At 68.0% G+C, this 25,654-nt stretch carries 27 protein-coding genes; 14 read left to right on the forward strand and 13 right to left on the reverse strand.

Features of this window, described 5'->3' with window-relative positions; all coding sequences use genetic code 11:
* Nucleotides 1-32: 32 nt before the first annotated feature.
* From ABD970_RS09885 to ABD970_RS09900, 4 genes are all read right to left on the reverse strand, one after another.
* The gene (locus tag ABD970_RS09885) at nt 33-2,321 is read right to left on the reverse strand and encodes a thiamine pyrophosphate-dependent enzyme (protein WP_345295297.1); all 2,289 of its coding nucleotides are present in this window, start codon (nt 2,319-2,321) and stop codon (nt 33-35) included.
* On the reverse strand, nt 2,318-2,872 hold the full coding sequence (locus ABD970_RS09890; protein ID WP_345295298.1) for a GNAT family N-acetyltransferase: 555 nt from the start codon (nt 2,870-2,872) through the stop codon (nt 2,318-2,320). The genes ABD970_RS09885 and ABD970_RS09890 overlap by 4 nt, the downstream gene beginning before the upstream one ends.
* Nucleotides 2,873-2,891: 19 nt before the next feature.
* Nucleotides 2,892-4,055 (reverse strand): acyl-CoA dehydrogenase family protein, encoded by a 1,164-nt coding sequence (locus ABD970_RS09895; protein ID WP_345295299.1) that lies wholly within the window; start codon nt 4,053-4,055, stop codon nt 2,892-2,894.
* A 145-nt stretch (nt 4,056-4,200) separates the two neighbouring features.
* Nucleotides 4,201-4,971, reverse strand: coding sequence for a glycine zipper 2TM domain-containing protein (locus ABD970_RS09900; protein WP_345295300.1), 771 nt, complete (start codon nt 4,969-4,971; stop codon nt 4,201-4,203).
* 167 nt (nt 4,972-5,138) lie between these two features.
* Between ABD970_RS09900 and ABD970_RS09905 the strand changes: the two genes are divergently transcribed.
* Nucleotides 5,139-5,384 carry a DUF6116 family protein gene (locus ABD970_RS09905; protein WP_345295712.1) on the forward strand — a complete coding sequence of 82 codons (246 nt, stop codon included), beginning with the start codon at nt 5,139-5,141 and terminating at the stop codon, nt 5,382-5,384.
* A gap of 1 nt (nt 5,385) precedes the next feature.
* Nucleotides 5,386-6,159: a TatD family hydrolase gene (locus ABD970_RS09910; RefSeq protein ID WP_345295301.1), complete on the forward strand. Its 774-nt coding sequence runs from the start codon at nt 5,386-5,388 to the stop codon at nt 6,157-6,159.
* Between the two features lie 30 nt (nt 6,160-6,189).
* Here ABD970_RS09910 and ABD970_RS09915 read toward each other — a convergent pair whose 3' ends face one another.
* Complete coding sequence (locus tag ABD970_RS09915; protein WP_345295302.1) at nt 6,190-6,987, reverse strand: tRNA threonylcarbamoyladenosine dehydratase; 798 nt, start codon at nt 6,985-6,987, stop codon at nt 6,190-6,192.
* A 67-nt stretch (nt 6,988-7,054) separates the two neighbouring features.
* Between ABD970_RS09915 and ABD970_RS09920 the strand changes: the two genes are divergently transcribed.
* The 4 genes from ABD970_RS09920 (at nt 7,055) to ABD970_RS09935 (ending at nt 10,312) form a co-directional block, all read left to right on the forward strand.
* Nucleotides 7,055-7,525 carry a hypothetical protein gene (locus ABD970_RS09920; protein WP_345295303.1) on the forward strand — a complete coding sequence of 157 codons (471 nt, stop codon included), beginning with the start codon at nt 7,055-7,057 and terminating at the stop codon, nt 7,523-7,525.
* A 202-nt stretch (nt 7,526-7,727) separates the two neighbouring features.
* Complete coding sequence (locus ABD970_RS09925; protein WP_345295304.1) at nt 7,728-8,210, forward strand: glycine zipper 2TM domain-containing protein; 483 nt, start codon at nt 7,728-7,730, stop codon at nt 8,208-8,210.
* A gap of 205 nt (nt 8,211-8,415) precedes the next feature.
* Nucleotides 8,416-8,916, forward strand: coding sequence for a DUF456 domain-containing protein (locus ABD970_RS09930; RefSeq protein WP_345295305.1), 501 nt, complete (start codon nt 8,416-8,418; stop codon nt 8,914-8,916).
* Between the two features lie 133 nt (nt 8,917-9,049).
* Nucleotides 9,050-10,312: a phospholipase D-like domain-containing protein gene (locus tag ABD970_RS09935; protein WP_345295713.1), complete on the forward strand. Its 1,263-nt coding sequence runs from the start codon at nt 9,050-9,052 to the stop codon at nt 10,310-10,312.
* Between the two features lie 57 nt (nt 10,313-10,369).
* On the opposite strand, the gene ABD970_RS09940 is transcribed toward ABD970_RS09935, so the two are convergent.
* Nucleotides 10,370-11,917, reverse strand: coding sequence for a fumarate hydratase (locus ABD970_RS09940; protein WP_345295306.1), 1,548 nt, complete (start codon nt 11,915-11,917; stop codon nt 10,370-10,372).
* Between the two features lie 111 nt (nt 11,918-12,028).
* On the opposite strand from ABD970_RS09940, the gene ABD970_RS09945 reads away from it, so the two are divergent.
* From ABD970_RS09945 to ABD970_RS09955, 3 genes are read left to right on the forward strand one after another with little or no spacing between them, the layout of a single operon-like run.
* A complete protein-coding gene (locus tag ABD970_RS09945) occupies nt 12,029-12,604 on the forward strand; it encodes an RNA polymerase sigma factor (RefSeq protein ID WP_345295307.1) in 576 nt (191 codons plus the stop codon).
* Nucleotides 12,601-13,140: a hypothetical protein gene (locus ABD970_RS09950; RefSeq protein WP_345295308.1), complete on the forward strand. Its 540-nt coding sequence runs from the start codon at nt 12,601-12,603 to the stop codon at nt 13,138-13,140. Before ABD970_RS09945 ends, ABD970_RS09950 begins: the two co-directional genes overlap by 4 nt.
* A 19-nt stretch (nt 13,141-13,159) precedes the next feature.
* Nucleotides 13,160-14,041, forward strand: a complete 882-nt coding sequence (locus ABD970_RS09955; protein ID WP_345295309.1) for a DUF4097 family beta strand repeat-containing protein — start codon at nt 13,160-13,162, stop codon at nt 14,039-14,041.
* A gap of 63 nt (nt 14,042-14,104) precedes the next feature.
* Here ABD970_RS09955 and ABD970_RS09960 read toward each other — a convergent pair whose 3' ends face one another.
* Nucleotides 14,105-14,647, reverse strand: a complete 543-nt coding sequence (locus tag ABD970_RS09960; RefSeq protein WP_345295310.1) for a DUF488 domain-containing protein — start codon at nt 14,645-14,647, stop codon at nt 14,105-14,107.
* A gap of 71 nt (nt 14,648-14,718) precedes the next feature.
* Between ABD970_RS09960 and ABD970_RS09965 the strand changes: the two genes are divergently transcribed.
* The 4 genes from ABD970_RS09965 to ABD970_RS09980 are packed head-to-tail and all read left to right on the forward strand — an operon-like array spanning nt 14,719 to nt 18,962.
* Nucleotides 14,719-16,398: an ABC1 kinase family protein gene (locus tag ABD970_RS09965; protein ID WP_345295311.1), complete on the forward strand. Its 1,680-nt coding sequence runs from the start codon at nt 14,719-14,721 to the stop codon at nt 16,396-16,398.
* Entirely contained in the window at nt 16,395-17,633 is a 1,239-nt protein-coding gene (locus ABD970_RS09970; protein ID WP_345295312.1) for an App1 family protein phosphatidate phosphatase, read from the forward strand. The genes ABD970_RS09965 and ABD970_RS09970 overlap by 4 nt, the downstream gene beginning before the upstream one ends.
* Nucleotides 17,634-17,688: 55 nt before the next feature.
* Complete coding sequence (locus tag ABD970_RS09975) at nt 17,689-18,498, forward strand: ferredoxin--NADP reductase (protein ID WP_345295313.1); 810 nt, start codon at nt 17,689-17,691, stop codon at nt 18,496-18,498.
* Nucleotides 18,499-18,539: 41 nt separating this feature from the next.
* Nucleotides 18,540-18,962, forward strand: coding sequence for a universal stress protein (locus tag ABD970_RS09980; RefSeq protein ID WP_345295314.1), 423 nt, complete (start codon nt 18,540-18,542; stop codon nt 18,960-18,962).
* A 15-nt stretch (nt 18,963-18,977) separates the two neighbouring features.
* On the opposite strand, the gene ABD970_RS09985 is transcribed toward ABD970_RS09980, so the two are convergent.
* On the reverse strand, nt 18,978-19,463 hold the full coding sequence (locus ABD970_RS09985) for a glutathione peroxidase (protein ID WP_345295315.1): 486 nt from the start codon (nt 19,461-19,463) through the stop codon (nt 18,978-18,980).
* A gap of 140 nt (nt 19,464-19,603) precedes the next feature.
* Here ABD970_RS09985 and ABD970_RS09990 point away from each other — a divergent pair, with 140 nt between their 5' ends.
* Nucleotides 19,604-21,850, forward strand: a complete 2,247-nt coding sequence (locus ABD970_RS09990; protein WP_345295316.1) for a M3 family metallopeptidase — start codon at nt 19,604-19,606, stop codon at nt 21,848-21,850.
* Nucleotides 21,851-21,980: 130 nt separating this feature from the next.
* On the opposite strand, the gene ABD970_RS09995 is transcribed toward ABD970_RS09990, so the two are convergent.
* The 5 genes from ABD970_RS09995 to ABD970_RS10015 form a co-directional block, all read right to left on the reverse strand.
* Nucleotides 21,981-22,799 carry a DUF3298 and DUF4163 domain-containing protein gene (locus ABD970_RS09995; RefSeq protein ID WP_345295317.1) on the reverse strand — a complete coding sequence of 273 codons (819 nt, stop codon included), beginning with the start codon at nt 22,797-22,799 and terminating at the stop codon, nt 21,981-21,983.
* A 181-nt stretch (nt 22,800-22,980) separates the two neighbouring features.
* Nucleotides 22,981-23,190, reverse strand: coding sequence for a cold-shock protein (locus tag ABD970_RS10000; RefSeq protein ID WP_345295318.1), 210 nt, complete (start codon nt 23,188-23,190; stop codon nt 22,981-22,983).
* A gap of 387 nt (nt 23,191-23,577) precedes the next feature.
* Nucleotides 23,578-24,291 (reverse strand): pseudouridine synthase, encoded by a 714-nt coding sequence (locus ABD970_RS10005; RefSeq protein WP_345295319.1) that lies wholly within the window; start codon nt 24,289-24,291, stop codon nt 23,578-23,580.
* A gap of 109 nt (nt 24,292-24,400) precedes the next feature.
* Complete coding sequence (locus tag ABD970_RS10010) at nt 24,401-24,694, reverse strand: GNAT family N-acetyltransferase (RefSeq protein ID WP_345295320.1); 294 nt, start codon at nt 24,692-24,694, stop codon at nt 24,401-24,403.
* Nucleotides 24,695-24,724: 30 nt separating this feature from the next.
* The gene (locus ABD970_RS10015; protein ID WP_345295321.1) at nt 24,725-25,531 is read right to left on the reverse strand and encodes a hypothetical protein; all 807 of its coding nucleotides are present in this window, start codon (nt 25,529-25,531) and stop codon (nt 24,725-24,727) included.
* Nucleotides 25,532-25,654: the final 123 nt, after the last annotated feature.

Consider the following 25,654-nt stretch of genomic DNA (forward strand, 5'->3'; position numbering starts at 1 on the left):
AAAGGGCTGGCGAAAGCTCGCTTCCTCCCGGCTCAGGCCAGAGAGTCGGCCGCGTCCACGATGTCCTGCTCCGACGGAATCACCAGGAAGGCTGCACCCGCCAATGGCGTGAACGTATCCGCGCCGACCACGCGCCGGAACGGTCGCGCGCCGTACCCACCTTCCGTGATCGCCGTGATGATGCCCTCCCCGACGCCGGCGCTGCGCCGGCCCTCGTCGACGATCAGGATGCGCTTGGCGCTGCGCGCCTGTTCGACGATCCAGGCATCGTTGAGCGGCACCAGCCAGCGCAGGTCGACCACGCGTGTCTTCCAGCCGTGCGCCCGCTCGATCCGGCGCGCGGCGCGCAGGCTCATCGGCACGCCGTTGCCGAAGGTGAAGATCACCAGATCGTCGCCGCTGCTGCCGTCCTCTGGTAGGTACACCCGCCCCTCGCCCAGCGTCATGGCCTGGTCCGGAGGCGGATAGGCGGTCAGCCAGCCGCCATCGCCGGGCTCGTGCAAGTCCTTGGCCATGTACAGCGCGATCGGCTCGAGGAAGGCGCAAACCCGGCCATCGACCTTGGCCAGCGCCGCCAGCGTGCGCAGCATCGTGGCGGCATCGTCGCCGCGGGACGGGCACCCCACGACCAGGCCGGGGATGTCGCGCAAGGCCGTGATCGAGTTGTCGTTATGGAAGTGCCCGCCGAACCCCTTCTGGTACCCCAGCGAGGCGATCCGCATCACCATCGGGTTGCGGTACTGGTCGTTGCTGAAGAACTGCAGGCTGGCGGCTTCGCCCCGGATCTGGTCGCAGGCGTTGTGGAAGTACGCCAGGTACTGGATCTCGGGCAGCGGCAGCATGCCCATGTTCGCGTAGCCTTGGGCCAGCCCGAGGATGATGGTCTCGTCGAGCAGCGTATTGAACACGCGCTTGTTGCCGAAGGCCTTGTGCAGGTTCCGGGTAACCGTGTACACGCCGCCCTTCTGCGCCACGTCCTCGCCGAACAACAGCGCCTCCGGGTACTTGCAGAACAGGTCGTGCAAGGCCTGGTTGATCTGGATGGCGAGGTGCCTGGGCGGCTGGTTCTCGGGCAACCGGGCAGCGCCGCCGAATACCTTCTCGCGCTTCTCCGCGTAATCGAACCGCGCCGCCTCGGCCTCCACCGCGTCCGGGGTGTACGGCGCGAGCGGCGCCATCACGTCCGCCAATTCGGTCAGGCGGGGCCGCTTGTCGGCCTCGGCGGCGGCGGCGAAGCATCGCTCGCGGGTGTCCTCGTACAGCGCGAGGATCTCCTGCTTCGACATCAGCCCCGATTCGAGCGCGATCGCCGCGCTGCGCAAGAGGGGATCCGTCGCCTCCACCGCGCACAGCTCCTCCAGCGAGCGCCATTCGATCTCGAAATCGGTGCCGGCGTGGCCCATGATCCGCGTGGTACGCAGGTGCAGGAAAGTCGGCCGGCGGGTCATGCGGCAGTGGTGGACGGCATCGCGCACCCTGGCGTAGCCAGCGGCGAGGTCGAGGCCGTCGGCCTGGAAGTAATCCAGCCCGCGACGGCTGGAGAAGTTCTGCGCCACCCAGCCTTCCGGGGTCTTGACGGAGATGCCGATGCCGTTGTCCTCGCACACGAACAGCACCGGAACCGGCAACTTCTGGTACGCGGTCCAGGCCGCCGCGTTGAACGCGGTCTGCGCCGTGGCATGGTTGCTGGAGGCGTCGCCGAACGAGCAGATGACGATGCTGTCGTCCGGGATCGGCAACGCATGGCCGATGCGCCGCGCCTGCTCGATCGCGACCGCGGTCCCGAAGGCCTTGGGCAGGTGCGAGGCGATGGTGGAGGTCTGCGGAAGCACCCACAGCGGCTTGCTGCCCCACACCTTGTGCCGCCCGCCGCTGGCGGGGTCGTCCTTGCTGGCGGCGAACGACAGCGCGGAATCCATGATCGGGCCGAGGCGATCGGTTTTCTCGCGCGGCAGCTTCCGGAAACGCTCGGCCATGAAGCCGCCGCTGCGATAGTGAAGGAACGCCGGGTCGGTGTGCCGCGCCAGCCGCGCGACCATGGCGTTGCCCTCGTGGCCGCTGGAACCGATGGTGTAGAACACCTTGTCCTGCACCCGCAGCACGCGTGCCATCAGGTCCAGGTGCCGGCTGATGAGCTGCGACTCGAACAGTTCGCGGAACGAGCGGGCGTCAAGGGCGCTGCCCGGGAGGATCGAATCGCCGTCCGCGGGGACGGCATCGGGCGGACCACCGGTCCAATCGCGGACGAATTCGCTGAAGTTGGCGTCGCAGACCTCGGCGCGGTTGACGCCACGCATGCGGGGCGGGATCGCGGTCGTCATCGGGACATGGCGGCGCGGTGCGCGCCCCACTGCTCGCGGCTCTGGCCCCAGATGTCGACTTCGCCATGGTCCTGGAACGGCGGCGGCAGGCTGCCCTTGCGGAGGATGCGCGACCCCAGCCGCTCGGCCAGCTTGCGCGAGGCGGCGTTTCCAGGATCGATGCAGTGGATGACCTCGTGCCATCCCAAGGTGTCGAAGGCCCAGTCGATGGCGGCGACCGCCGCCTCCGCGGCGAAGCCACGACCCCACGCCGCGCGCCGGAAGGCCCAGCCGACCTCGGTCCCTGGCCAGCCTTCCGGCTGCCAAGGGCCAAGCTGTCCGAGCCATTCGCCGCTCGCCTTGTCGACGACCGAGAACATGGCGAACCCCTGGACCGCCCAGGCGCCGGGCATCTGCAGGAACTTGCGCCAGGCCGCCGCGCGCGGCATGGCACCGCCGATGTAGCGCGCGGCATCCTCGTCGCCATAGAGCTCCGCGTACCCCTCGAAGTCCGATGCCTGCGGCAGGCGCAGGATCAGGCGAGCGGTTTCCAGCCTTGGGCCCGTGGGCATCGACACGGCTCCCAGCCGATCAGAATGCATTGATGCCGGTCAGCTCGCGCCCGACCACCAGCTGGTGCACGGTCTCGGTGCCTTCGTAGGTGATCACCGACTCCAGGTTGAGCGCGTGCCGGATCGGGCAGTGCTCGGTGGTGATCCCGGCGCCCCCGAGGATGTCCCGGGCCTCGCGGGCGATGTCGATGGCCATGCGGCAGTTGTTCCACTTCGCCAGGGACACCTGCGTCGGCTGCATCTTGCCGGCATCCTTCAACCGGCCCAGTTGCACGCAAAGCAGCTGCGCCGAGGTGATCCGGCGCGCCATGTCTGCGAGCTTGAGCTGGACGGCCTGCGTCGACGCGACCGGCTTGCCGAACAAAATGCGCTCCTTGGAGTAGTTCAAGGCTTCGTCGAGGCAGGCGATGGCGGCTCCGATCGGCCCCCACGTGATCCCGTAGCGTGCCTGGGTCAGGCAGCCGAGCGGCCCCTTGAGCCCCTTGACGTTGGGCAGGCGGTTCTCCTCGGGTACCCGGACGTCGTCGAGGTAGAGGGCGCTGGTGACCGAAGCGCGCAGGCTCATCTTGTGCTTGATTTCCTGCGCGCTGAAACCGGAGAAGCCCTTCTCGACGATGAAACCCTGGATGCCGTCGTCGGTCTGCGCCCAGACGATGGCGATGTCGGCGACATTGCCGTTGGTGATCCACATCTTGGCGCCATTGAGAATCCAGTCGGCACCATCCTTCCGGGCGTTGGTCTTCATGTTGGCCGGGTCGGACCCGCCCTGCGGCTCGGTCAGGCCGAAGCAGCCGATGACCTTGCCGGCGGCCATGTCGGGCAACCAGCGCTTCCGCTGGTCCTCGGTGCCATAGGCGAAGATCGGATACATGCACAGCGAGGACTGCACGCTTGCGAAGCTGCGGATGCCGCTGTCGCCGCGCTCGAGCTCCTGGCAGATCAGGCCGTAGCTCACCGCGTTCAGCCCCGCGCAGCCGTATTCCTCGGGGAGCGAGGAGCCCAGCAGGCCCAGTTCGGCCATCTCGGGGATCAGCTCGCTGGGGAAGCGGCCTTCGTCGAAACAATCGCCGATGATCGGCAGCACGCGCTCGTCGGTGAACCTCGCCACGGTGTCCTGGACCGCGAGTTCCTCCTCGCTGAGCAGGGAGCGGACGTCGTACAGGTCGTAGGGATGCAGGGCCATGGCTGGGTCGCGGGCGGGAAGCCGCGCATTTTAGCGGGGCAGCGGCGTTCCCGATAGCGGGCATCCGGGAGACTCGCCCTGCCGGGGCCGCGGAAAGGAAAAGGGCCGGATTGCTCCGGCCCCTTCCTGTAGCTCGAGATAGCGATCAGCCGCGTTCGACCACCGCGTCCGCTTCGGCCACCTGGGTCACGACCTTGCCGTCGACCACGGGCAGGCGATCGCCCGGCTTCTCGTCCATGCGGATCGTGCGCTCGCCACCGTCGTAGCGGTAGGTCACGTTGTAGGCGACGGGGACCTGCTCCGAACCCAGCGCGATCTGGTTGCCGGGCTTGCTGTCGGTCCGCATCGTGCCCGTGGTCCCGTCCGGATTGCGGTAGGTCACGTTGTAGGCCACGACGCGCGAGGACTGCGAGGTGTCGGACACCGTCCGGCACTGGCGGTCGACGCGCTCGACCACGCGGCCACCCACGTGGCGCCTGTCGATCTCCCGGCCTGCGAAGCCACCGCCCACGGCACCGGCCACCGTGGCCAGCTTCTTGCCATTGCCGCCACCGACCTGGTTGCCGATGAGCCCGCCGATCACGGCGCCGGCCACGGTGCCGCCGACGTTGCCGTCGCGCTCGGGCAAGCGCTCCTGCACGACGACGTCCTCGCAGACCTGGCGCGGGCTGGAGCTGGTGGTCGTCTCGCGCACCGCCTCGCTGCCGATCACGGTGGCGAAGAGCTGGCGCTGTTCCATCACCGGCTCGACGTCTACGACGGCGGCGTACTCGAGGCGCCCCTCGCTCGGGATGCTGCTGCCCTCGACGTCCAGGCCCAGCCTGTCGTCGCGGTTGTTGTTGTTCTGGAAGGCCGCCACGGCAACGCCACCCACCAGCAACGAAGCAAGCGCGATCGCAAGTGTGTTGTTCTTCATGTTTCGCCTCCTGGCGCATTGCCAGCTGTTCGGGTCCGGGGCGCATTGCACCACTGGACAGCTGAACAGGGGCTCAGCCCTGCGCGCAAAACTGACGCGGGCCTAAACCGGCACCCCACGGATCGCGTGGTAGCGTGATCGGCATCGCATCACGACTGGAGCGTGCCGTGCCCAACCCCTTGCTCACACCCATCCTGCGCTGGCTCGGCAGGCTGAGCTACCCGCGCCTGTTCATGCTCACCGCTGGCCTGTTCGTCGCCGATTTGCTGATTCCCGATTTCATTCCCCTGGTCGACGAGATCCTGCTGGGTTTGGGCACGCTGTTGCTCGCCAACTGGAAGAACCGCAAGGCACCAGGGCCGCAGGTCGCCAGCCGCGACGACACCATCGAAGGCGACTCGCGCCGGCATTGACATGCGCCTGGTCGACAGCCACTGCCACCTTGATGCCGCGGAGTTCGACGACGACCGGGCAGCCGTCATCGACAGGGCCCTCGCTGCAGGCGTGGATCGGCAGGTGGTGCCCGCGACCCATGCCGACGCCTGGCCCGGTTTGCGGGATGCCTGCGGCACGGCGGACGGCCTGCATCCCGCATACGGCTTGCACCCCACCTTCCTGGCGCACCACGAGCCTGCGCACCTGGAGGCGCTGGCGGAATGGATCGGGCGCGAGCGGCCCGTCGCGATCGGCGAGTGCGGGCTGGACTACTACATCGACGGCCTGGATCGCGACCGGCAGCAAGCCTTTTTCGACGGTCAGTTGCGGCTGGCGCGCGACCTCGACTTGCCGGTCATCGTCCATGCACGGCGCGCGGTGGATGCCGTGCTGGCGTCGATCCGGCGGATCGGCGGGCTGCGCGGCGTGGTGCACAGCTTCTCCGGGAGCCAGCAGCAGGCCCGCCAGCTGTGGGACCTGGATTTCATGACGGGCATCGGCGGGCCGGTGACCTACGAACGCGCGCAGCGCCTGCGCCGGCTCGTGGCAGGCATGCCGATCGAATACTTGCTGCTGGAGACGGATGCTCCCGACCAGCCCGATGCCCGGATCCGCGGTGAACGCAATGAACCGGCACGGCTGGAAGTGGTCTGCCGGACCATCGCCCAGTTGCGGGGCGAAAGCGCCGAATCGGTCGCACGCTCGACCACCGCCAATGCCGAACGCTTGTTCGGGCTGCCGGCACGCCCTTGAGCGTGGAAGCGGGAACCGCGGCTCCCCGGGTCAGTCTGTTGCCCGCTGCTTGAGCAGCATCTGCAGCGCCTTCCCCGCGGCCGCGAACGCGAAGGCGCCGGTGATGTGCGTCGCGGCCCCGAGCCCGGCCCCGCAATCGAGCTTGAGTGCGGCATCGGGCCCGACGTGCGGGCGCCGCCCGCAGACGCTGCCGTCGGCCTGCGGGTACCGGACGTTCTCGAGCGAGTACACCGCAGGCACGCCGAAATACCGCTTGGGACCCGTGGGGAAGTTGAATTCACCACGCAACTTCCTGCGCACGAGCGCCAGCATGGCATCGTGCTCGGTCTTCGACAGGTCCCGGACGCGCACCAGGGTGGTGTCGATGCGACCCCCGGCCGATCCGACGGTGATGAGCGGCTGCTTGCGGCGCCTGCACCAGGCGATCGCTTCGACCTTGGTGCGGAAACTGTCGCAGGCGTCCACCACCAGGTCGGGGCGGCCACCGAGCAGTTCGTCCAGGTTCGTCGGCGTCAGGAAACTGGCCAGCGCGTCGACCTGGATCCCGGGATTGATCGCTCGGCATCGCGCCGCCATCGCTTCGGCCTTGCCACGCCCGTAGTTGCCTTCCAGCGCCGGAAGCTGGCGGTTGGTGTTCGATACGCACAGATCGTCCGCATCGATGAGGCGGAGCGACCCGACCCCGCTGCGCGCCAGGGCTTCCACCAGCCACGACCCCACGCCCCCCAGGCCGACCACGGCCACGCGGCAGGCAGCGAGCCGCTTGACCGTGCCCCGGCCATAAAGGCGATCGATGCCGGAAAACCGTTCGTGCCAGGCGGGATCCATGGCGTCAGTTTACCGGGGTGTTACGCATGCTAGGCTCGTCGCCGACCAGCCCCACGCGAGCACAGACATGTCGAGCACGCCCACGAGTTCCCCGACCAGCAGCAACGGAAAACCCGCGTCCGCCGCCGGCCGCTACCTGTTCCTCTTCCTGCTGGGTCTGGTCATCGGCTCGGTGGCCGTGGTGATGATCCTGCGTGCCGTGGAAGGCCGGAAGACCTGGCAGGACCACTACCCGGACGCCGCCATGCACCTGATGCAGGCGCACATGGCGCAACTGGGGGCGAGCGCCGCCGCCAACCGCTGCTCGGCAACCGACACGATCCCGCACCTGCAAGCCCTGAGGACCATCGCCAACGACATCGAGCCTGCCCTCCCCGACCTGCGCGACGACGCCCGTTTCGTCTCGCACGCCGGCGAACTGCGCGCGACGCTGGACGCGGCGCTATCCGCGCCGCCGATCGATTGCCCCGGCGTGGCCAATGCATCCAAGAAGATCGGCGAGGCTTGCAAGGCCTGCCACCAGGATTACCGAGGCTGACCCCGGCAGCTCGGGCTGGTTCCGGCTGCGCCTCTGCCGCACGTGGGGATGCCCACCGCGGACCGGTTGATGGCGTGTTCATCGATCGGAGCCTATGGTCCGCGACATCGGCCTGCTGCCGTGGTCGTTCGTCGGGCGCTCCAGCCCGGCGGCCTTGGCGACCGGCAGGACCGGAGCCCGCCCTTCCCCCAGGAGACCCAGCATGAACATCCGCATGATCGGCATTGCAGCAGCCACCGCCACCCTGGCTGCCTGCGCAACCACGTCCCCCAATTACGGCTATGGCAACTCGGCGTACGGTGCGCCGCCTCCGGCCCGGGCTGCAGCGTGTTACGACTGCGGCACCGTGACACGGATCGAACTGGCCTCGAGCGGTGCGACCCGGGTACCGAATGCAACCGGGGCGGTGCTCGGCGGCATCGTGGGCGCGGTCGCCGGCCACGAGATCTCCGACAAGACCGGCGGCAGCAAGGGCAACCAGAACGTCTCCGCCGCCGCGGGCGCGGTGGCCGGTGCGGCCGTCGGCAATGCCATCCAGAACCGGGCACAGGCGAACACGGTCTACAACATCCACGTCCGCATGGACGATGGGCGCATGACCACGGTCAGCCAGCCCGACGACTCGGGCCTGCGCCAGGGCTCGCGCGTGCGCGTCACGGGCGGGCGCGTGTACAAGCTGCGCTGAGCGCGCGCGCACCGACATCCGGCAAAAACCCAGGACGGCCCGCATCGCGGGCCGTCTTGCCGTTCCAGGGCATCCCAACCGCGGATTCGCCGCAGGCGCCGCCTGCCAGACGGCTTGCCGTGGAACAGTTGCCACCCTGCATGCCGCGCCGGGTTCTGTGAGAATGCGACCGCAGTTCACGTTCCCCTCGTGAACCGGAAGCCCCATGGAAGCCCAATCGATCTACTACGCGCTGGCGATCGTCTTGGTGCTCATCGGCATCGCAGGGACCATCCTTCCCGCCCTTCCTGGCCTGCCGCTGGTGTTCGCCGGCATGCTGCTGGCGGCTTGGGCAGGAGACTTCCAGCAGATCGGGCTGCCGACCGTGGTCCTGCTGGGTATCCTCACCGCCATCTCGCTGCTGATCGATTTCTGGGCGACCGCCATGGGCGCCAAGCGCGTGGGTGCGAGCCGCAAGGCTGTGATCGGGGCCATTGCAGGCACCGTCGTCGGCATCTTCTTCGGGCCCATCGGCCTGTTCGTGGGTCCGTTCGGCGGGGCCGTGCTCGGGGAACTGCTGCACGGCCGAAGGCTGGATGCCGGCGGGATCGGCAACGCCACCCGGATCGGCCTGGGCACCTGGCTGGGCATCGTGTTCGGCGTGGCGCTGAAACTGATGCTGGCGTTGGCGATGCTGGGACTGTTCGCGTGGTCGTGGTGGCGTTGAGCGACGGCATGCGCGAGGGGTGGCGATCCGGGCTTCACGCGACCGGCCGATCCAGGCTGGCAGGATCAAGCGGCTTTCCGCCCTGTCGAAACCCGAGGCCGTCGTGACCAATCGCTGGACCCGCAAGCGAACCCTGTGGACGATCGCCATCACGGCGGTGGTGACGACCTTGTGCGTGGTGCTGGCCCTGAACTTCGCCACGCCGGAGAAGAAGCTCGAGCGCAAGATCGAGCACCGCTACGCGGTCGGCGACCCGCAATTCCGCCGCGAGATGGGGGTGATGCTCGGACCGTCGATCCTCGGCGGCAACCGCGTCACCGACCTGCAGAACGGCGACGAGATCTTCCCCGCCATGCTGGAGGCGATCCGGGGCGCCCGGGAAACGATCACCTTCGAGACCTACATCTATTGGGAAGGCGAGGTCGGCAAGTGGTTCGCCGATGCGCTGTCGGAGCGGGCACGCGCCGGCGTCGAGGTCAGGACCATCATCGACTGGGTCGGCAGCATGAGCATGGAGGAGGCCCTGCTCGAGCAGATGGAGGAAGCGGGGGTGCATGTCGAGCGCTACCGCCCGCTGCACTGGTACACCCTGGCGAGGATGAACAACCGCACCCACCGCAAGCTGCTCGTCGTGGACGGGCGGATCGGCTTCACCGGCGGCGTGGGCATCGGCGACCCGTGGCAGGGCGACGCGCAGGACCCGGAACACTGGCGCGACGTGCATTTCCGCATCGAGGGTCCGGTCGTCGGCCAGATGCAGGCAACCTTCAACGACAACTGGATCAAGACCACCGGCCAGGTCCTCAACGGGGAGAAATACTTCCCGGTGTTGCCTGCCGCAGGGGACATGCCGGCGCACATGTTCCACAGTTCGCCCGCGGGCGGCAGCGAAAGCATGCACCTGATGTACCTGATGTCGATCGCGGCTGCTGAACGCTCCATCGACCTGTCCGCAGCCTATTTCATCCCCGACAACCTGTTGACGCAGGCGTTGATCACCGCCCGTCGCCGCGGCGTCCGCGTCCGGGTGCTGGTCCCCGGGGACAATACCGACTCCGATGCCGCACGCATGGCCTCGCGTGCGGACTGGGGTCCGCTGCTCCTCGCCGGCGTGGAGATCTTCGAGTACGGACCGACGATGTTCCACAACAAGGTCCTGCTGGTCGACCGGCAGATGGCCTCCGTGGGCTCCACCAACTTCGACCTGCGCTCGCTGCGGCTCAACGACGAGGCGAGCCTCAATGTCTACCACCGCGGCTTCGCCGAACACATGACCCGTGTCTTCGAGGCCGACCTGGCGTTGAGCAAGAAGTACGATTATGCGAGGTGGCGTGACCGGCCGCTCTCGGACAAGCTCTGGGAAAAGTTCGTCTTGCCGATCAAGACCCAGCTCTGAGCGCTGGACCGGCGTGCCCGACGCTGGCGCGCCACGACCGGGCCCGTGCGTCGGCGTTCAAGCGTCCACGGTGACCGGGATGCCGCCGAGGCGGCCGACGATCTTTTCGCGCCAGGCCCGCGGCCCGCTCTTGTGCACCGACTCGCCCGCGGAATCCACCGCCACAGTCACCGGCATGTCCTGCACCGTGAACTCGTAGATCGCCTCCATGCCCAGGTCCTCGAACGCCACCACGCGCGCGGCCTTGATCGCCTTGGACACCAGGTAGGCGGCGCCGCCGACCGCCATCAGGTAGACCGACCGATGCTTTCGGATCGCCTCGATCGCCGCTTCGCCGCGTTCTGCCTTGCCGACCATGCCCATCAGCCCGGTCTGCGCCAGGATCTGCTCGGTGAACTTGTCCATGCGGGTCGCCGTCGTCGGGCCCGCCGGGCCGACGGCTTCGTCGCGCACGGGATCGACCGGGCCAACGTAATAGATGAAGCGGCCCTTGAGGTCGACCGGCAGGAGCTCGCCCCGATCGAGCATGCCGACCAGCCGCTTGTGCGCGGCGTCGCGGCCCGTCAGCAGCTTGCCGCTCAGCAGCAGGGTTTCACCCGGCTTCCATGAGCCGACCTCCTCGCGCGTCACGGTGTAGAGGTCGACGCGCCGGCCCTTGCTGGCGTCGTAGGTCAGCCGGGGCCAGTCCTCCAGCGACGGCGGATCCAGCATCACCGACCCGCTGCCATCGAGCACGAAATGCGCGTGCCGGGTGGCGGCGCAGTTTGGGATCATCGCCACCGGAAGGTTGGCGGCATGGGTCGGATAGTCCCGGACCTTGACGTCGAGCACGGTGGTGAGCCCGCCCAGGCCCTGCGCGCCGATGCCCAGCGCATTGACCTTCTCGAACAGTTCGATGCGCAACTCCTCCAGGCGGTTCGCCGGCCCGCGCGCCTTGAGGTCGACGATGTCGATCGGCTCCATCAGCGCTTCCTTGGCCAGCAGCATCGCCTTTTCGGCGGTGCCGCCGATGCCGATGCCCAGCATGCCCGGCGGGCACCAGCCCGCGCCCATCGTCGGCACGGTTTTCAGCACCCAGTCGACGATCGAGTCGGACGGGTTGAGCATGGCGAACTTCGACTTGGCCTCGGAACCGCCGCCCTTTGCGGCGACGATCACGTCGACCGTGTTCCCCGGGACGACGGAAACGTTGACCACCGCCGGGGTGTTGTCGCCGGTGTTGCGACGTCCACCTGCCGGGTCGGCCAGCACGCTGGCACGCAGCTTGTTGTCCGGATGGTTGTAGGCGCGGCGCACGCCTTCGTTGACCATGTCCTCGACGCCCATCGTGGCGCCCCCCCACCGCACGTCCATGCCGATCTTCAGGAAGACGGTGACGATGCCGGTGTCCTGGCAGATGGGGCGATGACCCTCGGCGCACATCCGCGAGTTGACCAGGATCTGCGCCATCGCGTCCTTGGCGGCCGGGGACTCCTCGCGTTCGTAGGCGGCGGCGAGGCCGCGGATGTAGTCGACCGGGTGGTAATAGCTGATGTACTGCAGGGCGTCGGCGACGCTGTCGATGAAGTCGTCCTGCTGGATCGTGGCGGGGGTGGCTGGGGTCACGGCGGGCTCGTCGGCGCGGGAATGCGGCGGCATTCTACGCCGGGGCCCGGCACCCCCCTCTTAAACCCCACGGTCGCCGCGTGCATCCCAGTGACTATGCTGATGGCCGCGATGACCGATACCCTGCCCGCCCATCCGTCGCCGACGGCCACGGACGCCTGCGAGGAAGCCCTCGTCCGCGCGTCCAGCGCTGGGGATGCGTCGGCGTTCGAGTCCCTCTACCGCCGCCATGTCGGACGCGTCCACGGCGTGATCCTCCGACTGGTGGGCCAGGATGGCGCCCGTGCCGAGGACCTGACGCAGGAGGCCTTCGTGAGGGCCTGGCAGGCACTGCCCGGCTACCGTTTCGAAAGCGCCTTCGGGACCTGGCTCTACCGCCTGGCGACCAACACGGCGCTGATGGAACTCCGCTCCCGACGCGCAGCCCCGACGTTCGAGGACGCCGAGGCGATCGACGCATCGGCCGAGCCCCCCACGCGAACGCATGGCCCGGGCCTGTCGCACGACCTGGACCGTGGCGTCGCCAGCCTTCCGCCGCGCGCCCGGGCCGTGCTCGTGCTGCACGACATCGAAGGCTGGACCCACCAGGAAATCGGCGACGCGCTGGAGATGGCCGTCGGCAGTTCCAAGGCCCAGCTGCACCGCGCCCGCAAGCTCTTGCGGGCCCGCTTCGGAGGCACCCCATGACCGATCGCAACTTCGAACCCGGAAACGACGATTTCCCGGCCGCATTGCGCCTGCAGCTTCGCAATCGCCGCCGGGATGCGATGCCCGCCACCGACCTGTGGCCCGGGATCGCCTCGCGGATTGCCGGGCCACGACCCGCCGCACGCCCCGACCCGCTCCGTGAGCGTCCCGCCGCCGGTGTTCCGCGCATCGGGTCGCTGGCGATTGCCGCCTCCCTGGTGCTCGCCCTCGCGCTTGGCTGGCAGCTGCGACTGGACACGGTGACCGACCCCGCGCCGGGCGGCAACGCGCCCTCACCGCTGCTGCTGCGCCAGGCGAGCGCCCTGGATCGCGAATACCAGGCAGCCCTGCAGGAAGCCCAGGCTGCCCGCCCCGGCACCGCCGATGAAGCGGCGCTTGGCGTGCTCGATCGCAGCGCCGCCCAGATCCATGACGCACTCGAACGCAACCCCCACTCGGAATTCCTCCTCGACCAGCTGGGCAACGTCTACCGCCAGCGCCTGGAGCTGACGCTCGCCCTTCCCCGCACCCCCTGATCCCTTCCGGAGATTCGACATGAACCGCTTGCCCCTGCTCCTGCTGCTGACCGCCCTGTGCCTTCCGGCGTGGGCCGCCACGCCCATCGCCGAAACCCGCGCGCTCGATTCGCGGGGAACCGTTGAAATCGAGAACCTGAAGGGGCGCATCGAAGTCCGCAGCTGGGACCGCCCCGAAGTCCGCCTCAGCGGCAGCTTGGGCAACGGCGTCGAACGGCTGGTCGTGGAAGGGAGCGGGCAGCGGTTGTCGGTGAAGGTCAAGTACCCGCGCAATGGCCGGAACACCGAACCCACGACGCTGATCCTCGACGTGCCGACGCTGGCGTCGCTGGACATCGAATCGGTCTCGGCCGATGTCTCGGTCACCGGCAATGCCGGGCGCACGCTCGACATCGAGAGCGTCAGCGGCGAAGTGCAGGCCGCCGGCGCGCCGGGCAAGGCCCGGTTCGAGACGGTCAGCGGAAACCAGCAGCTCACCTTGAACAGCAACGATGTCTCCGCCGAGAGCGTCAGCGGCCGCATCCGCCTCATGGGTCGTCTCGGCGGCGAAATACAGGCCGAGAACGTGTCCGGCGACATCGACATCGACACGCGCGGCGAACGGCCTACCCAGGTCAAGACCAGCAGCGTGTCGGGCGATACGTCAGTGCGGACGGGTCTCGCCAACGGCGGCAGCATCGACGTCGAATCGCTCAGCGGCAAGGTCCGCCTCGAACTGCCCGCCGACCTGTCGGCGCGGGTGCGCGGGGAGAGTTTCAGCGGCCGGTTGTCCGCCCCCGGCGCAAGCATCAACAAGGCCAAGTACGGCCCGGGCTCGGATTTCGACCACCGCTACGGCAACGGGAGCGGCCAGGTCCGGATCGAGACCTTTTCCGGCAACGCGGAGCTCGTGCTCCGGTAGACGCCGCGTCCGGGGATGCGCGGGCGACGCGGGCCCGCGCATCACCTGCCCTTCCACCTGCACTCAGAACAAGTCGGGCTGCGCATCCGGCGGCCGCCCGTAGTGCAGCCGCCCATCGACGATCGACGCCGCCGAGGTATACGGGTGCGCGGACACGTTCCCCGGCGCGAGCAGGTGCAGCACCTCCCAGCCACGCACCTTGAAATCGTCGGCGATCAGGCCGCGATGGCACCGCCACCACACCGCCTCGGCGCACAAGACCGCGGTCGGCGAGCGGGCGGCGGTTTCCTCGAGACGCCCTCGGGCATCCGCGTACTCGGGCTGCTGCATGTAATCGGCGTAGCCCCGGAAAGCCGCGTTGCGCCACGCGGTATTGCCGGAACCCTCCCGCGGCGGACGGCGTCCGCCGAGCTCCGGCAGTGCCAGGTATCCGATCCCGGCGGCCGGCAGTGCCTGGCGCATGGTTTCGCCGCCGAAATGCGGATGGCGCCGGGACCCGGCGAATCGACGCACGTCCGCCAGCGTGGTGATGCCCGCCGATTGCAGCATGTCGACGAATGCCCGCCAATCGCGGGTCGAGTGACCGATCGTCCAGAGCGTCCGCACGCCAGCCTCCGGTGAAATGCCTGTTGACGCCGGCGCGGGTAGCCTGACCGCCTACCCAGCCGGACACCACGATGAACGCACCCGACGGCAAGAGCCGGACCACGCAGATCCTGGGGTTCCTCCTGAAGTATCGCAACGCGGGGATCTTCTCGGGCATGGACGTCGATGCCGCGGCGCTCGACGAGGACATCGATGCCTCGGGACTCGAAGGTTCTCCGGAAGCGTTCGTCGACGACCTGGAGGCGCTCGGCCCGACGTTCATCAAGCTCGGGCAGGCCTTGTCGACCCGCCCGGACATGGTGCCCGGTCCCTACCTGATCGCCCTGGAGCGGATGCAGGACGACGTCGATCCCATGCCCTTCGACGATGTGCGCGCAACGATCGAGGACGGCCTCGGGGTACGTCTGAACAAGTTATTCCTGGCCTTCGACGAGACGCCGCTCGGCAGCGCTTCGCTGGCCCAGGTCCATCGCGCGACATTGCGCGACGGCCGCGAGGTGGCGGTCAAGGTGCAGCGCCCCGACATCGTCGATCAGATCCACGGCGACCTCGACGCACTTTCCGGACTCGCCCAGAAGGTCGACCGGATGACCGACATCGGCCGCCGCGTCCGCTTCGCCGACTGGGTCAACGAATTCCGCAAGACGCTGTTGGCCGAGCTCGATTACCGCACCGAGGCCGAGAACCTGGAGCGCTTCAGCGCCCACTTCGAGGACTACCCGGAGCTCTTCGTGCCGCAACCGCTCTGGGACCTGACCTGCAAGACCGTGCTGACGATGGGGCTGGTCCACGGCGTCAAGGCCACCGACATCACCGGCCTGCAGCGCACTGAGCGCTCGCTCGGGCCCCTGGCCAGCGCGTTGATGCGGGGCTACCTGGACCAGGTGTTCGTGCATGGCGAGATCCACGCCGACCCCCACCCGGGCAACCTGCTGGTCACCGAGGACGACCGGATCGGGCTGCTCGACCTGGGTATGGTGGCGCACGTGCCACCCAAGCAACGCGAGCGCCTGCTCAAGCTGCTCTTCGCCGCGGTCGACGGCCGGGGCGAGGAAGTCGCCGCGGAAGCCGTCGCCATGGGCACCCGCCTCGATGACTTCGACCAGGAACGGTATTACCGCGACACGGGGCAGATGGTGTCGCGCTATGCCGCCCGTTCCGGTGCGCGGTCGCAGAGCGAAGGGCGGCTGATGCTCGAGCTCGTGCGCCTCGCCACCTCCTGCGGCTTGCGCACGCCGCCGGAAATGAGCCTGCTCGGCAAGACCCTGCTCAACCTCGAGGCGGTGGCCAATGCGCTCGATCCCGAGCTGGACGTCAAGCAGGTGATCGAGGAGCATCTGGACCAGGTGATGCGGTTGCGCCTGCGCAAGTCGTTCTCGCCCGCGCACATGGCCACCGATCTGATGGAGATCCAGAGCCTGCTGCGCGAGGCGCCGCGGAAACTCGCCGACCTGCTGTCCCTGCTGGCCGACAACCGCCTGCAGGTCCGCGTCACCGGGCTGGAGGAGTCCCGGCTGCTGGAGAACATGCAGAAGATCGCAAACCGGATCAGTGCCGGCATCATCAGCGCGGCTTTCATCGTCGCCGCCGCGATGATGATGGACAGCGCAAATGCTCCACGATTGTTCGGACATCCGGCGGTGGCCCTCGTGCTGCTGCTCATCGGAGCCGCGCTGGGCATCGCCATCGTGGTCAGCGCCTTGCTCGGTGACCGGCGCGCGAAGCGCCATGAGGAACCGGGTCCGCGATGACCGGCGCCGCGCCGGATACCCGGCCGCGCCTCCCCGGCCGCCTGCTGGACCACCTGCGCTCGCGTGCGGTCGATGTCGAGGACCAGGTCGATGCGGCGCGCCAGCGCCTCAACACCCGGCTCGGGCTCGGCCGACCGCGTTACATCGCCGCCTACCGCGGGTTCGGGGATGCGCGCGGCGTCGAGCTGCAAGGGCGCGTCCTCGCCGACCGTCCGCATACCGGCCCTCGGGAGGACGACGCCTGGTGGGACAACCTGCTCGACACCTACCGGCGCTTCGAGAGCGACGAGGTACCGCAGGAACCGCTGGTCCTGCAACTGCGCGATGCCAGGATCGCGCTGGCCACGGATGAGGAAGGCTATTACCACGCGACCTTCGAGACGGGCGTCCCACCCACCGAAGAGCCCTGGGAGAATGCGATCGTCTCGCTGGCCGACGGCACCCTCGCCACCCCGCAGCCGGTCCTGCAGGTTTCGCCGAAGGCCGGCGTCGGCATCATCTCCGACATCGACGACACGGTGCTCCACAGTTCGATCACCGACTGGAAGACCGCCGCCGAACTGACCTTCCTGCACAACGCGCGGACGCGCAAGCCGCTCGACGGCGTCGCCAAGCTCTACCAGGCCTTGCAGGCCGGCGGCGGCGCCGGCGCGCTGCGCCCCGTGTTCTACGTCTCGAGTTCGCCCTGGAACCTCTACGACCTGCTGGAGGACTTCATGGAACTCAATGCCATCCCCTGCGGGCCGATCTTCCTGCGCGACCTGGGGCTGGATCGCGACAAGTTCATCAAGAGCACCGGACACGGCCACAAGCTCGCGCGGGCGGTTGCGCTGATCGAACGCTTCCCACACCTGCGTTGGGTGCTGCTGGGGGATTCGGGCCAGGCCGACGCGGAACTCTATGCCGAGGCCGCCCGGGTGCAGGGCGATCGCATCGCGGCGATCTACATCCGCGACGTCGACCCGGACGCCGACAGCCCGCTGGATGCGTTCGTCGACAGCCACATCGAACGCGTGGCCGGCACCTCGGTGCCGATGCTGCGGGCGCGCGACAGCGTGGCCATGGCCGAACACGCCGCCGGCCTCGGCCTCATCGACGCCGCCGCGCTGCCCGGCATCCTTGCCGACGTCCGTCGTGACCGGCAGCGGCCCACCCTGTCGCAGGCGGCGGCGGACGAAGTCGCCGGGGACTCGGGGGACGCGCCGGATGGCGCAGGGGACGGCATGCCGGGCTGACGCGTCGCCCCGCGCGATCGCTAGAATGGCGGCGGACCCCACAAGAACGCACCGCATGTCAGCAGCCTTCGGCACGGAAACCGTGCTGGATGTCCGCCACTGGACGGACGATTACTTCAGCTTCGCCACCACGCGCGACGACGGCTTCCGCTTCGAAAGCGGCCAGTTCGTGATGCTCGGCCTCCACGTCGCCGGGGACGATGGCACGACGCGGCCGCTGCTGCGCGCCTACTCGATCGCCAGCGCCAGCTGGGAGGAGCGGCTGGAGTTCTTCAGCATCAAGGTCCCGGACGGCGCGCTCACGTCCCGGCTGCAGCACATCCGGCCCGGCGACAGCGTCCTCGTCGGGCGCAAGCCGACCGGCACCCTCCTGGTCCACGACCTCAGGCCGGGGCGCAACCTGTACCTGTTCGGCACCGGAACCGGATTCGCGCCCTGGCTGTCGATCATCAAGGATCCGGCCACCTACGACCGCTTCGAGCGGGTGATCGTCTGCCACGGCGTCCGCCGCGCCTGCGACCTGGCCTACCGCGAGGACATCGTCGAGCTCCTGCCGCGGCATGAACTGCTCGGCGAACTGGTCCGCGGCCGGCTGCTCTACTACCCGGCCGTCACGCGCGAGGACTACGTGCACGAAGGACGCCGCCATCGCGGCCGCCTGACAGACCTGGTGGCGAGCGGGCAGTTGATGCAGGATCTCGACCTCGCACCGATCGACCCCGCGCAGGACCGCGCCATGATCTGCGGCAGCCCGCAGATGCTGTCCGACTTCCGCGCCCTGCTCGACGGCCGCGGCTTCGTCGCCTCCCCGAGGATCGGCGTCGCGGGGGATTACGTTTTCGAGCGCGCCTTCGTCGAGAAATAGCGCCGGCGCCTATACTGGGCGGGGACGACCGGAGGAAGCCAATGAAGATCCTGATCGCCGTCGACGGCAGCGACATCAGCACGCGTGCGGTGAAGTTCGCCATCAAGCTCGCCGGCAAGCTCGCCGAGCCGCCATCCATCACCCTGGCGGCGGTGGATCCGCCGCTGTTCCCTGGTGCCGGCCGGAAGCTGGGCGCCGAGGCCGTGCGCCTCTACCACGACGAGAACTTCGAGCGGATGCTGCAGCCGGGACGCCGCCTGCTGGAGCGTGCCGGGCTCGCCGTCACAGAGAGGAATGTGATCGGCGAGATCGCGCCGACCTTGCTCGAACTGGCCAGCAAGGGACGCCACCAGCTGATCGTGATGGGTTCGCATGGCCGCGGCGCGGTCAAGGAACTGGTCCTGGGTTCGGTGTCGTCCAAGGTGCTCGCCCAGACGACCGTCCCGGTGACCATCGTCCGCTAGCGCTTCCCCGCGTCCTCAGGAGGCCAGCGCCGCCTCGATCTCCGGGCGCAGCTCGTCCGGGCGCTGGTTGGGCGCGTAGCGGCCGCGGACCTTGCCGTCGCGACCGACCAGGAACTTGGTGAAATTCCACTTGATCGCACCGATGCCGAGGAAGCCGCCCTTTTCGTCCTTGAGCCACTTCCACAGAGGATGCGCGTCGTCGCCGTTGACCTGGATCTTGGCGAACATCGGGAAATCGACGTCGTAGTTCAGCGCGCAGAAGTTCTTGATCTCGGCCTCGTCGCCGGGCTCCTGGTGGCCGAACTGGTCGCAAGGGAAGCCCAGCACGACCAGGCCGCGGTCCCTGTAGGTCCGCCACAGCGCCTGCAAGCCCTCGTACTGCGGCGTGAACCCGCATTTCGACGCGACGTTCACCACCAGCAAGACCTTGCCCGAATACTCCGAGAACGGTTTCACGCGACCGTCGATGTCGGTGGCGCTGAATTGATGGATCGTCTGCATGGGCGGGTCCCGTTGCAAGGCAGTGGCCAGTATGGGGCCGAGTGTGGCCTCGCGTCGTCCGGCCGCCGCCGGTGGGCCGGACCACCCCATCCGGCGCCTGCGTTATGCTCTACCGGTTGACTCCAAGGAGAATCGTCCCGATGAAGCACCCGCTCACCCTGGCGCTGGCCGCCATCCTTTCCGGCGCTGTCGTACAGCCGGCCGTTGCCCACGATCCAAAAGCCGAGACTTCCGTGTCCCAGACAGCCGAAGCCCAGCAGGCGAATCCGTTCTTCAGCCAGAGCACGCTTCCCCTGCGCTATCCCCATTTCGACAAGATCGAAGACGCGCATTTCGCGCCCGCATTCGACGCCGGCATGGCGCGCAACCTCGAGGAGATGGAGGCGATCGCCAACAACCCCGCACCCCCGACCTTCGAGAACACCATCCTCGCGATGGAGAAGTCTGGCGAGGTCCTCGACCGGGCCGCGAGCGTGTTCTTCAACCTCGTCGGCACCGACACCAACGATGCGCGCAAGAAGCTGCAGGCGGACTATTCGGCGAAGTTCGCGGCGCATCGCGACGCCATCGCGCTCAATCCGAAGCTCTACCAGCGGGTGAAGGCCCTTTACGACAAGCGCACCGAGCTCGGGCTCGACGCCCAGGGCGTGCGCCTCGTCGAGCGGTACCACACCAATTTCGTGCGCGCCGGCGCCAACCTGTCCGAGAAGGACAAGGCGCGGCTGAAGGAGATCAACGGCGAGCTGGCGGCCCTGGGCACCCAGTTCAGCCAGAACGTCCTCGCCGAGGTGAACGATTCGGCCGTGGTGGTCGACACGGCCGCGGAACTCGATGGCCTGACCGACGACCAGATCGCCGCCGCGGCCGAAGCGGCCAAGTCTCGCGGCATGGAAGGCAAGTACGTCGTCACCCTCCTCAATACCACGGGCCAGCCGCCACTCTCCCAGCTGACCAACCGCGCACTCCGCGAGCGCATCCACAAGGCCTCGGTGGCCCGCGGCAGCCGCGGCAACGAGTGGGACAACACCGGGATCGTGTCCAAGGTCCTGAAGCTGCGCGCCGAACGCGCCGGCATGCTGGGCTACCCCACCCATGCCGCCTACGTGCTCGAGGACGAGACCGCAAAGACACCCGAGGCGGTCAACAAGATGCTCGAGCAACTGGCGCCCGCGGCAGTCGCCAACGCCAAGCGCGAAGCGGCCGACCTCCAGGCCATGATCGACGCCGAGCAGGCCGCCAAGGGCGAGCCGACGTTCAAGCTCGAAGCTTGGGACTGGGCGTATTACACCGAGAAGGTGCGGCAGGACAAGTACGACTTCGACGAATCCCAGCTCAAGCCCTACCTCGAGCTGCGGAACGTCCTCGAGAACGGCGTGTTCTTCGCGGCGAACCAGTTCTACGGGATCAGTTTCAAGGAACGCACTGACCTGCCCAAGTACCACCCCGACACGTGGACCTACGACGTGTTCGACAAGGACGGCAGCCAGCTGGCGATCTTCATCTTCGATCCGTATGCACGCGACTCCAAGCGTGGCGGCGCGTGGATGAACTCCTACGTCTCGCAATCGGAACTCGACGGCACCAAGCCGGTCGTCGCCAACCACCAGAACATCACCAAGCCCACCGCGGGCAAGCCCACCCTGCTGACGTGGGACGAAGTGACGACGATGTTCCACGAGTTCGGGCATGCCCTGCATGGCATTTTCTCGGACGTGAAGTACCCGTACTTCAGCGGCACGAGCGTGCCGCGCGACTTCGTGGAGTTCCCGTCGCAGGTCAACGAGATGTGGGCCGATTGGCCGGAAATCCTCGCCAACTACGCCAAGCACCATGAAACCGGCGAGCCGATGCCCAAGTCCCTGCTCGACAAGGTGCTGGCGACCTCGAAGTTCAACCAGGGCTTCACGACCACCGAATACCTCGCCGCGGCCATCCTCGACCAGAACTACCACCAGCTCCCGGCCGGCAAGATCCCCGAAGCGGACGGGGTCATGGCGTTCGAGGCCAAGTCGCTGGCGGAGGACGGCATCGCCTATCCACCGGTACCGCCGCGCTATCGCACGCCGTACTTCAGTCACATCATGGGCGGCTACTCGGCAGGCTACTACGCCTACATCTGGTCCGAGGTCCTGGACGCCAACACCGTGGCCTGGATCAAGGAGAACGGCGGCCTGAAGCGCGAGAACGGCGATCGGTTCCGCGCCACCCTGTTGTCGCGCGGCGGCAGCAAGGATGCGCTGGCACTGTTCAAGGACTTCTCGGGACGCGACCCGGACATCCAGCCGCTGCTGGTGAAGCGTGGCTTGGTCAGCGAGGTCAGCGACGACAGCGCGCCGCCCTCCGAGACGGACGCGCCGATCGAGCCAACCTCACCGACGGGCGGCTGAACCGCCTACCGAAGTCCTTCAACCGACGCCCGGATTCGATCCGGGCGTTTTTTTGAGCGGCGATTGATACCTGCAGCGACCCGCATCGCGAGGGGCCTGGCGCCGGTGCAAGCGCCCAGGCCCGGATCGGTCAGGGCGGCGCGAACAATCCGCGGTATCCGGGGGCGACATGCGGGAGCAGCACGCTCGCCGGCACCTCCACTTCCTGCACGCCATCGGCATAGGGTCCGACCTGGTAGGGCGGGAACACGAAGCGCAGCGACTGGATGCGGCCGTCCGGCGCAAGCACCGGCTCGAACTGGCGGAAGTTGTCCGGGTCGGGCCGGGTGCCCTCCTCGATCATCTTGCCCGCCGAGCGCACGACCTGCGCCCGTTCGGCCGGATCGAGGTCGTCGGCGTCGACGCGTTGCGAGAGCGCGGCCTGCAACTGCTCGGCCACGTGGTCGGAGACGATGGCCCAACCCTGCGCCGAGGGAATCAGTTCTTCAGGCCGCAACAATTCGTCCCTTTCCGGTAGCCAGACGAAGCGGGCGACCAGTGGATTTCCATGGGCGCCTCCCGTGTAACTGCTCCCGTCGCCCGCCACCGCCACGATCCGCGGGGTCTCGACGACCATCGTGTAACTCAGCGACAAATCGTAGGGAGCAGGCGCGGCATCGGGACCCATGTCCGCCACCGCTTCCATCAACTCGCCTCGGGCCGCGTCGCTGTAGCGCTTCAATTCCGCGGCCAGCCCGGGATACTGCCGCGCCGGCTGCGGATAACTGATGCCGATGATGAAGCGCGGATCGGTCTCAATGGTGTCCTCGAGCACGACGTCGACCGCCTCGCCCGGGAGATCGCCAGCCGCCGGGTGCTGCACGGGGGCCGTCGCCTGTCCAGGCTGCTCGCGTTGGCATGCAGGCAGCATTGTGGCCAGCAGGGCCACGGCCACCAAACTGCGGGACATCCTCTTGACCATTGCTTTCCTTGCGCTCGCGGCCGGATCGAGCTGCACCATATCGGCTCCGGCGTGACGCCCGCATCCACGCAACGGCCACCGGGGACGATGAACCACGATCTCCAGACGACAAAAAGCCCCGGGCGTTTCCGCCCGGGGCCTCGTTACCGCTGACGCAGTGAGCCTGAGCTTACTCGGGCTGCACTTCGTCGGCCTGCAGGCCCTTCTGGCCCTGCACAACCTTGAAGGAAACCTTCTGTCCTTCCTGCAGCGACTTGAAGCCGGTGCCCTGGATGGAACGGAAGTGGACGAAGAGGTCCTGGCCGCTTTCGGGGGTGATGAAACCGAAGCCCTTGGCGTCGTTGAACCACTTGACGGTGCCGGTCTGACGATCGGACATGTTGTTACTCCTTGGAACAGTTGAGGAAACACGGCCCGCGCATTGCGGCGCCGAGACTGTATCGAGCAAGGGGTAACGCGAAGCGATGGAGCGGATCGTCCGGATCAGCCGTGATAGGCCATGACACCTGTTGATCTACCGCATCGGAGCCACGATGTACCGTGATCCCGCTTTGAACAGTGGCCGCACCATACCTCACTTTTGGCCCGAAGTGTGAATAGGGGGTAGAAGGCGTTAAGCCGCTACCGGGGGCCGGCCCGGCCCGGCAAGCGGTTTCCGGGTGCGATTGGCGGGCCCCCGAGACCCCTTTCGATCGACTCGGTCCGGCCAGCCCGGTCCAGCGCGATCCGCTGGCGGCACCGCCGGCCTGGTCGGCCCCGGCGCCCGCTACCAGTCTCCCCGCCCCGGCAACAGGCCTCGAAGCTCCGCATCGGTCAGGTTCCGCCATTGCCCCGGCTTGAGGTGGCCCAGCTTGACGTTGCCGATCCGCACCCGCAGCAGCTGCTTCACCCGGTAACGGAAGTGGGCGGCCATCAAACGGACCTGCCGGTTCAATCCCTGCACCAGCACGATCCGGAAGCCGAAACGCCCGATCTTGCCGACCTTGCAGGGCAAGGTGACCTGCCCGTGGACAGGCACGCCACGCCCCATTCCGCGGAGGAATTCGGCCGTCACGGGGTTGTTGACGGCCACCAGGTACTCCTTCTCCAGCTTGTTCTCCGCGCGCAGGATGGCGTTGACGATGTCGCCATTGCTGGTCAGCAGGATCAGGCCTTCCGAGTCCTTGTCCAGCCGCCCGATCGGGAAGATCCGCTGCTCGTGGCCGATGAAGTCGACGATGTTGCCCTTGACCGAGGCTTCGGTGGTGCAGGTGACGCCAACCGGCTTGTGGAAGGCGATGTAGACGTGCCTGCGTTCCCCGGGGGAGGCGGTCCGGGCGCGCAGGACCTGCCCGTCGACACGGACCTCGTCCTCCACTGCGTACTCGCTGCCCACCCGCGCGCGGACGCCATTGACCGTCACCCGTCCTTCGCCGATCAGGCGGTCGGCCTCTCGCCGGGAGCAATACCCGCTATCGCTGATGTGCTTGCTCAGGCGCATGCCGTTCCCGGGTCCGGATCGGCCGGGCGCAATGCCTGGGCGATGGCGGACGATGGTGGTGGTCCCCGGTGTCCAGGGAGCGGCATGCTACACGGGGCGGCGGGGCGCGTCAGGCCCGGAGGCCGGCGTACTCCGGATGCTTCTCCATCCAGGCATCGGCGTAAGAACACTCCGGCCGGACCTTCCAGCCCTTTGCACGGGCATGCTCAAGAGCCGCCTTCACGAGGCGGCCGGCGATGCCACGACCTCCGATCGCTTCGGGCACCACCGTGTGGGTGATGCGCATGACCGGTTCGGCCAGGACGTAGTCCACGCGGGCCTGGTGGCCCTCGACCATGGCGCTGAACCGCTGTTGCCCCGGCTCGTGGGAGATGTCGATGCCCTGTTCTGGGTTGTCGCTCATGCAGCTTGCCTCCTGGTGCTTTTCAAGGCATCAACCGCGTCGATCGCGCCTGCCCTGGTGCTTGCGATCGCGCGTGCTGATGCTGCCCTGGATGGGCGGGATCCGGCTTTCGCCGGCATGCAGTTCCTCGGCCTGCTCCGCGGCCCGGGGGGATTGGCTACCGGCTTGCGGCTGGTGGTCCTGCCCCGGATCGAGCTTTTGCCAGGGCTGCCCGGCACGTTCCCTCGCCTGCTTGGCTTCGAGCAATTTGCGGGTGTTGGCCAAGGCACGCTTGGCGGAGATCGGTTTGGCCGATCCTTCCGCCTTGCCGGCCTTGGCTCCAGCGGTGGCGGCCGCCTTGCGGTCTTCGATGGCGCGGCGGCCGCTTGCCTGTTTCGTCGCGCGTTTCGCTGGCTTTCCCACGGCCTTCTTCCCCGGAGCGGAGGGCGCCGCCGACTTGCCCGTGCTCTCCGCCGGCTTGCTGTTGCCGCGCCGAGCCGGCGAAGCCGGTTTGCCTGCCGCCTTTTCCCGTTTGCCTGCCGCCTTTTCCCGCTCGCCCGCCGCCGAGCTTTGGGCCTCGAAGCGTTTCAGGATGTCGGCAAGCAGTTCCGCTTTCCGCTTGCTCCGCAGGTTGGCGTCCCCGGTGGCACTGCGCTTGCCCACCGCCCTGTCGCGGGTGGCGAGTGTCTGCCGCTGCAACAAGTCCCGCGCCCGGTCGCGTGCCTTGCGAGCGCGGTCGATGCGCTTGGCCAGGTCGGCAGGCGACATGCCGCGCAGCGAATTGATGCGACTGTCGTCGTACAACGCCATTTCCGGCTTGTTGAGCAGGCCTTCGGCCTGTGCACGCGTGAACGCCATCAGCGAATCCTCCGTGGTATCAGCCTGCCCGGAATACCACGCACGGCATCTAGGCGTGGTGAGCAGGGCCGCCACTTGCCGTCATAGTCGGCCCGCCTTTACAGCCGTACTGACGCCCAGCGT

Source organism: Luteimonas vadosa (assembly GCF_039543545.1).
Classification (GTDB): Bacteria; Pseudomonadota; Gammaproteobacteria; order Xanthomonadales; family Xanthomonadaceae; genus Luteimonas; species Luteimonas vadosa.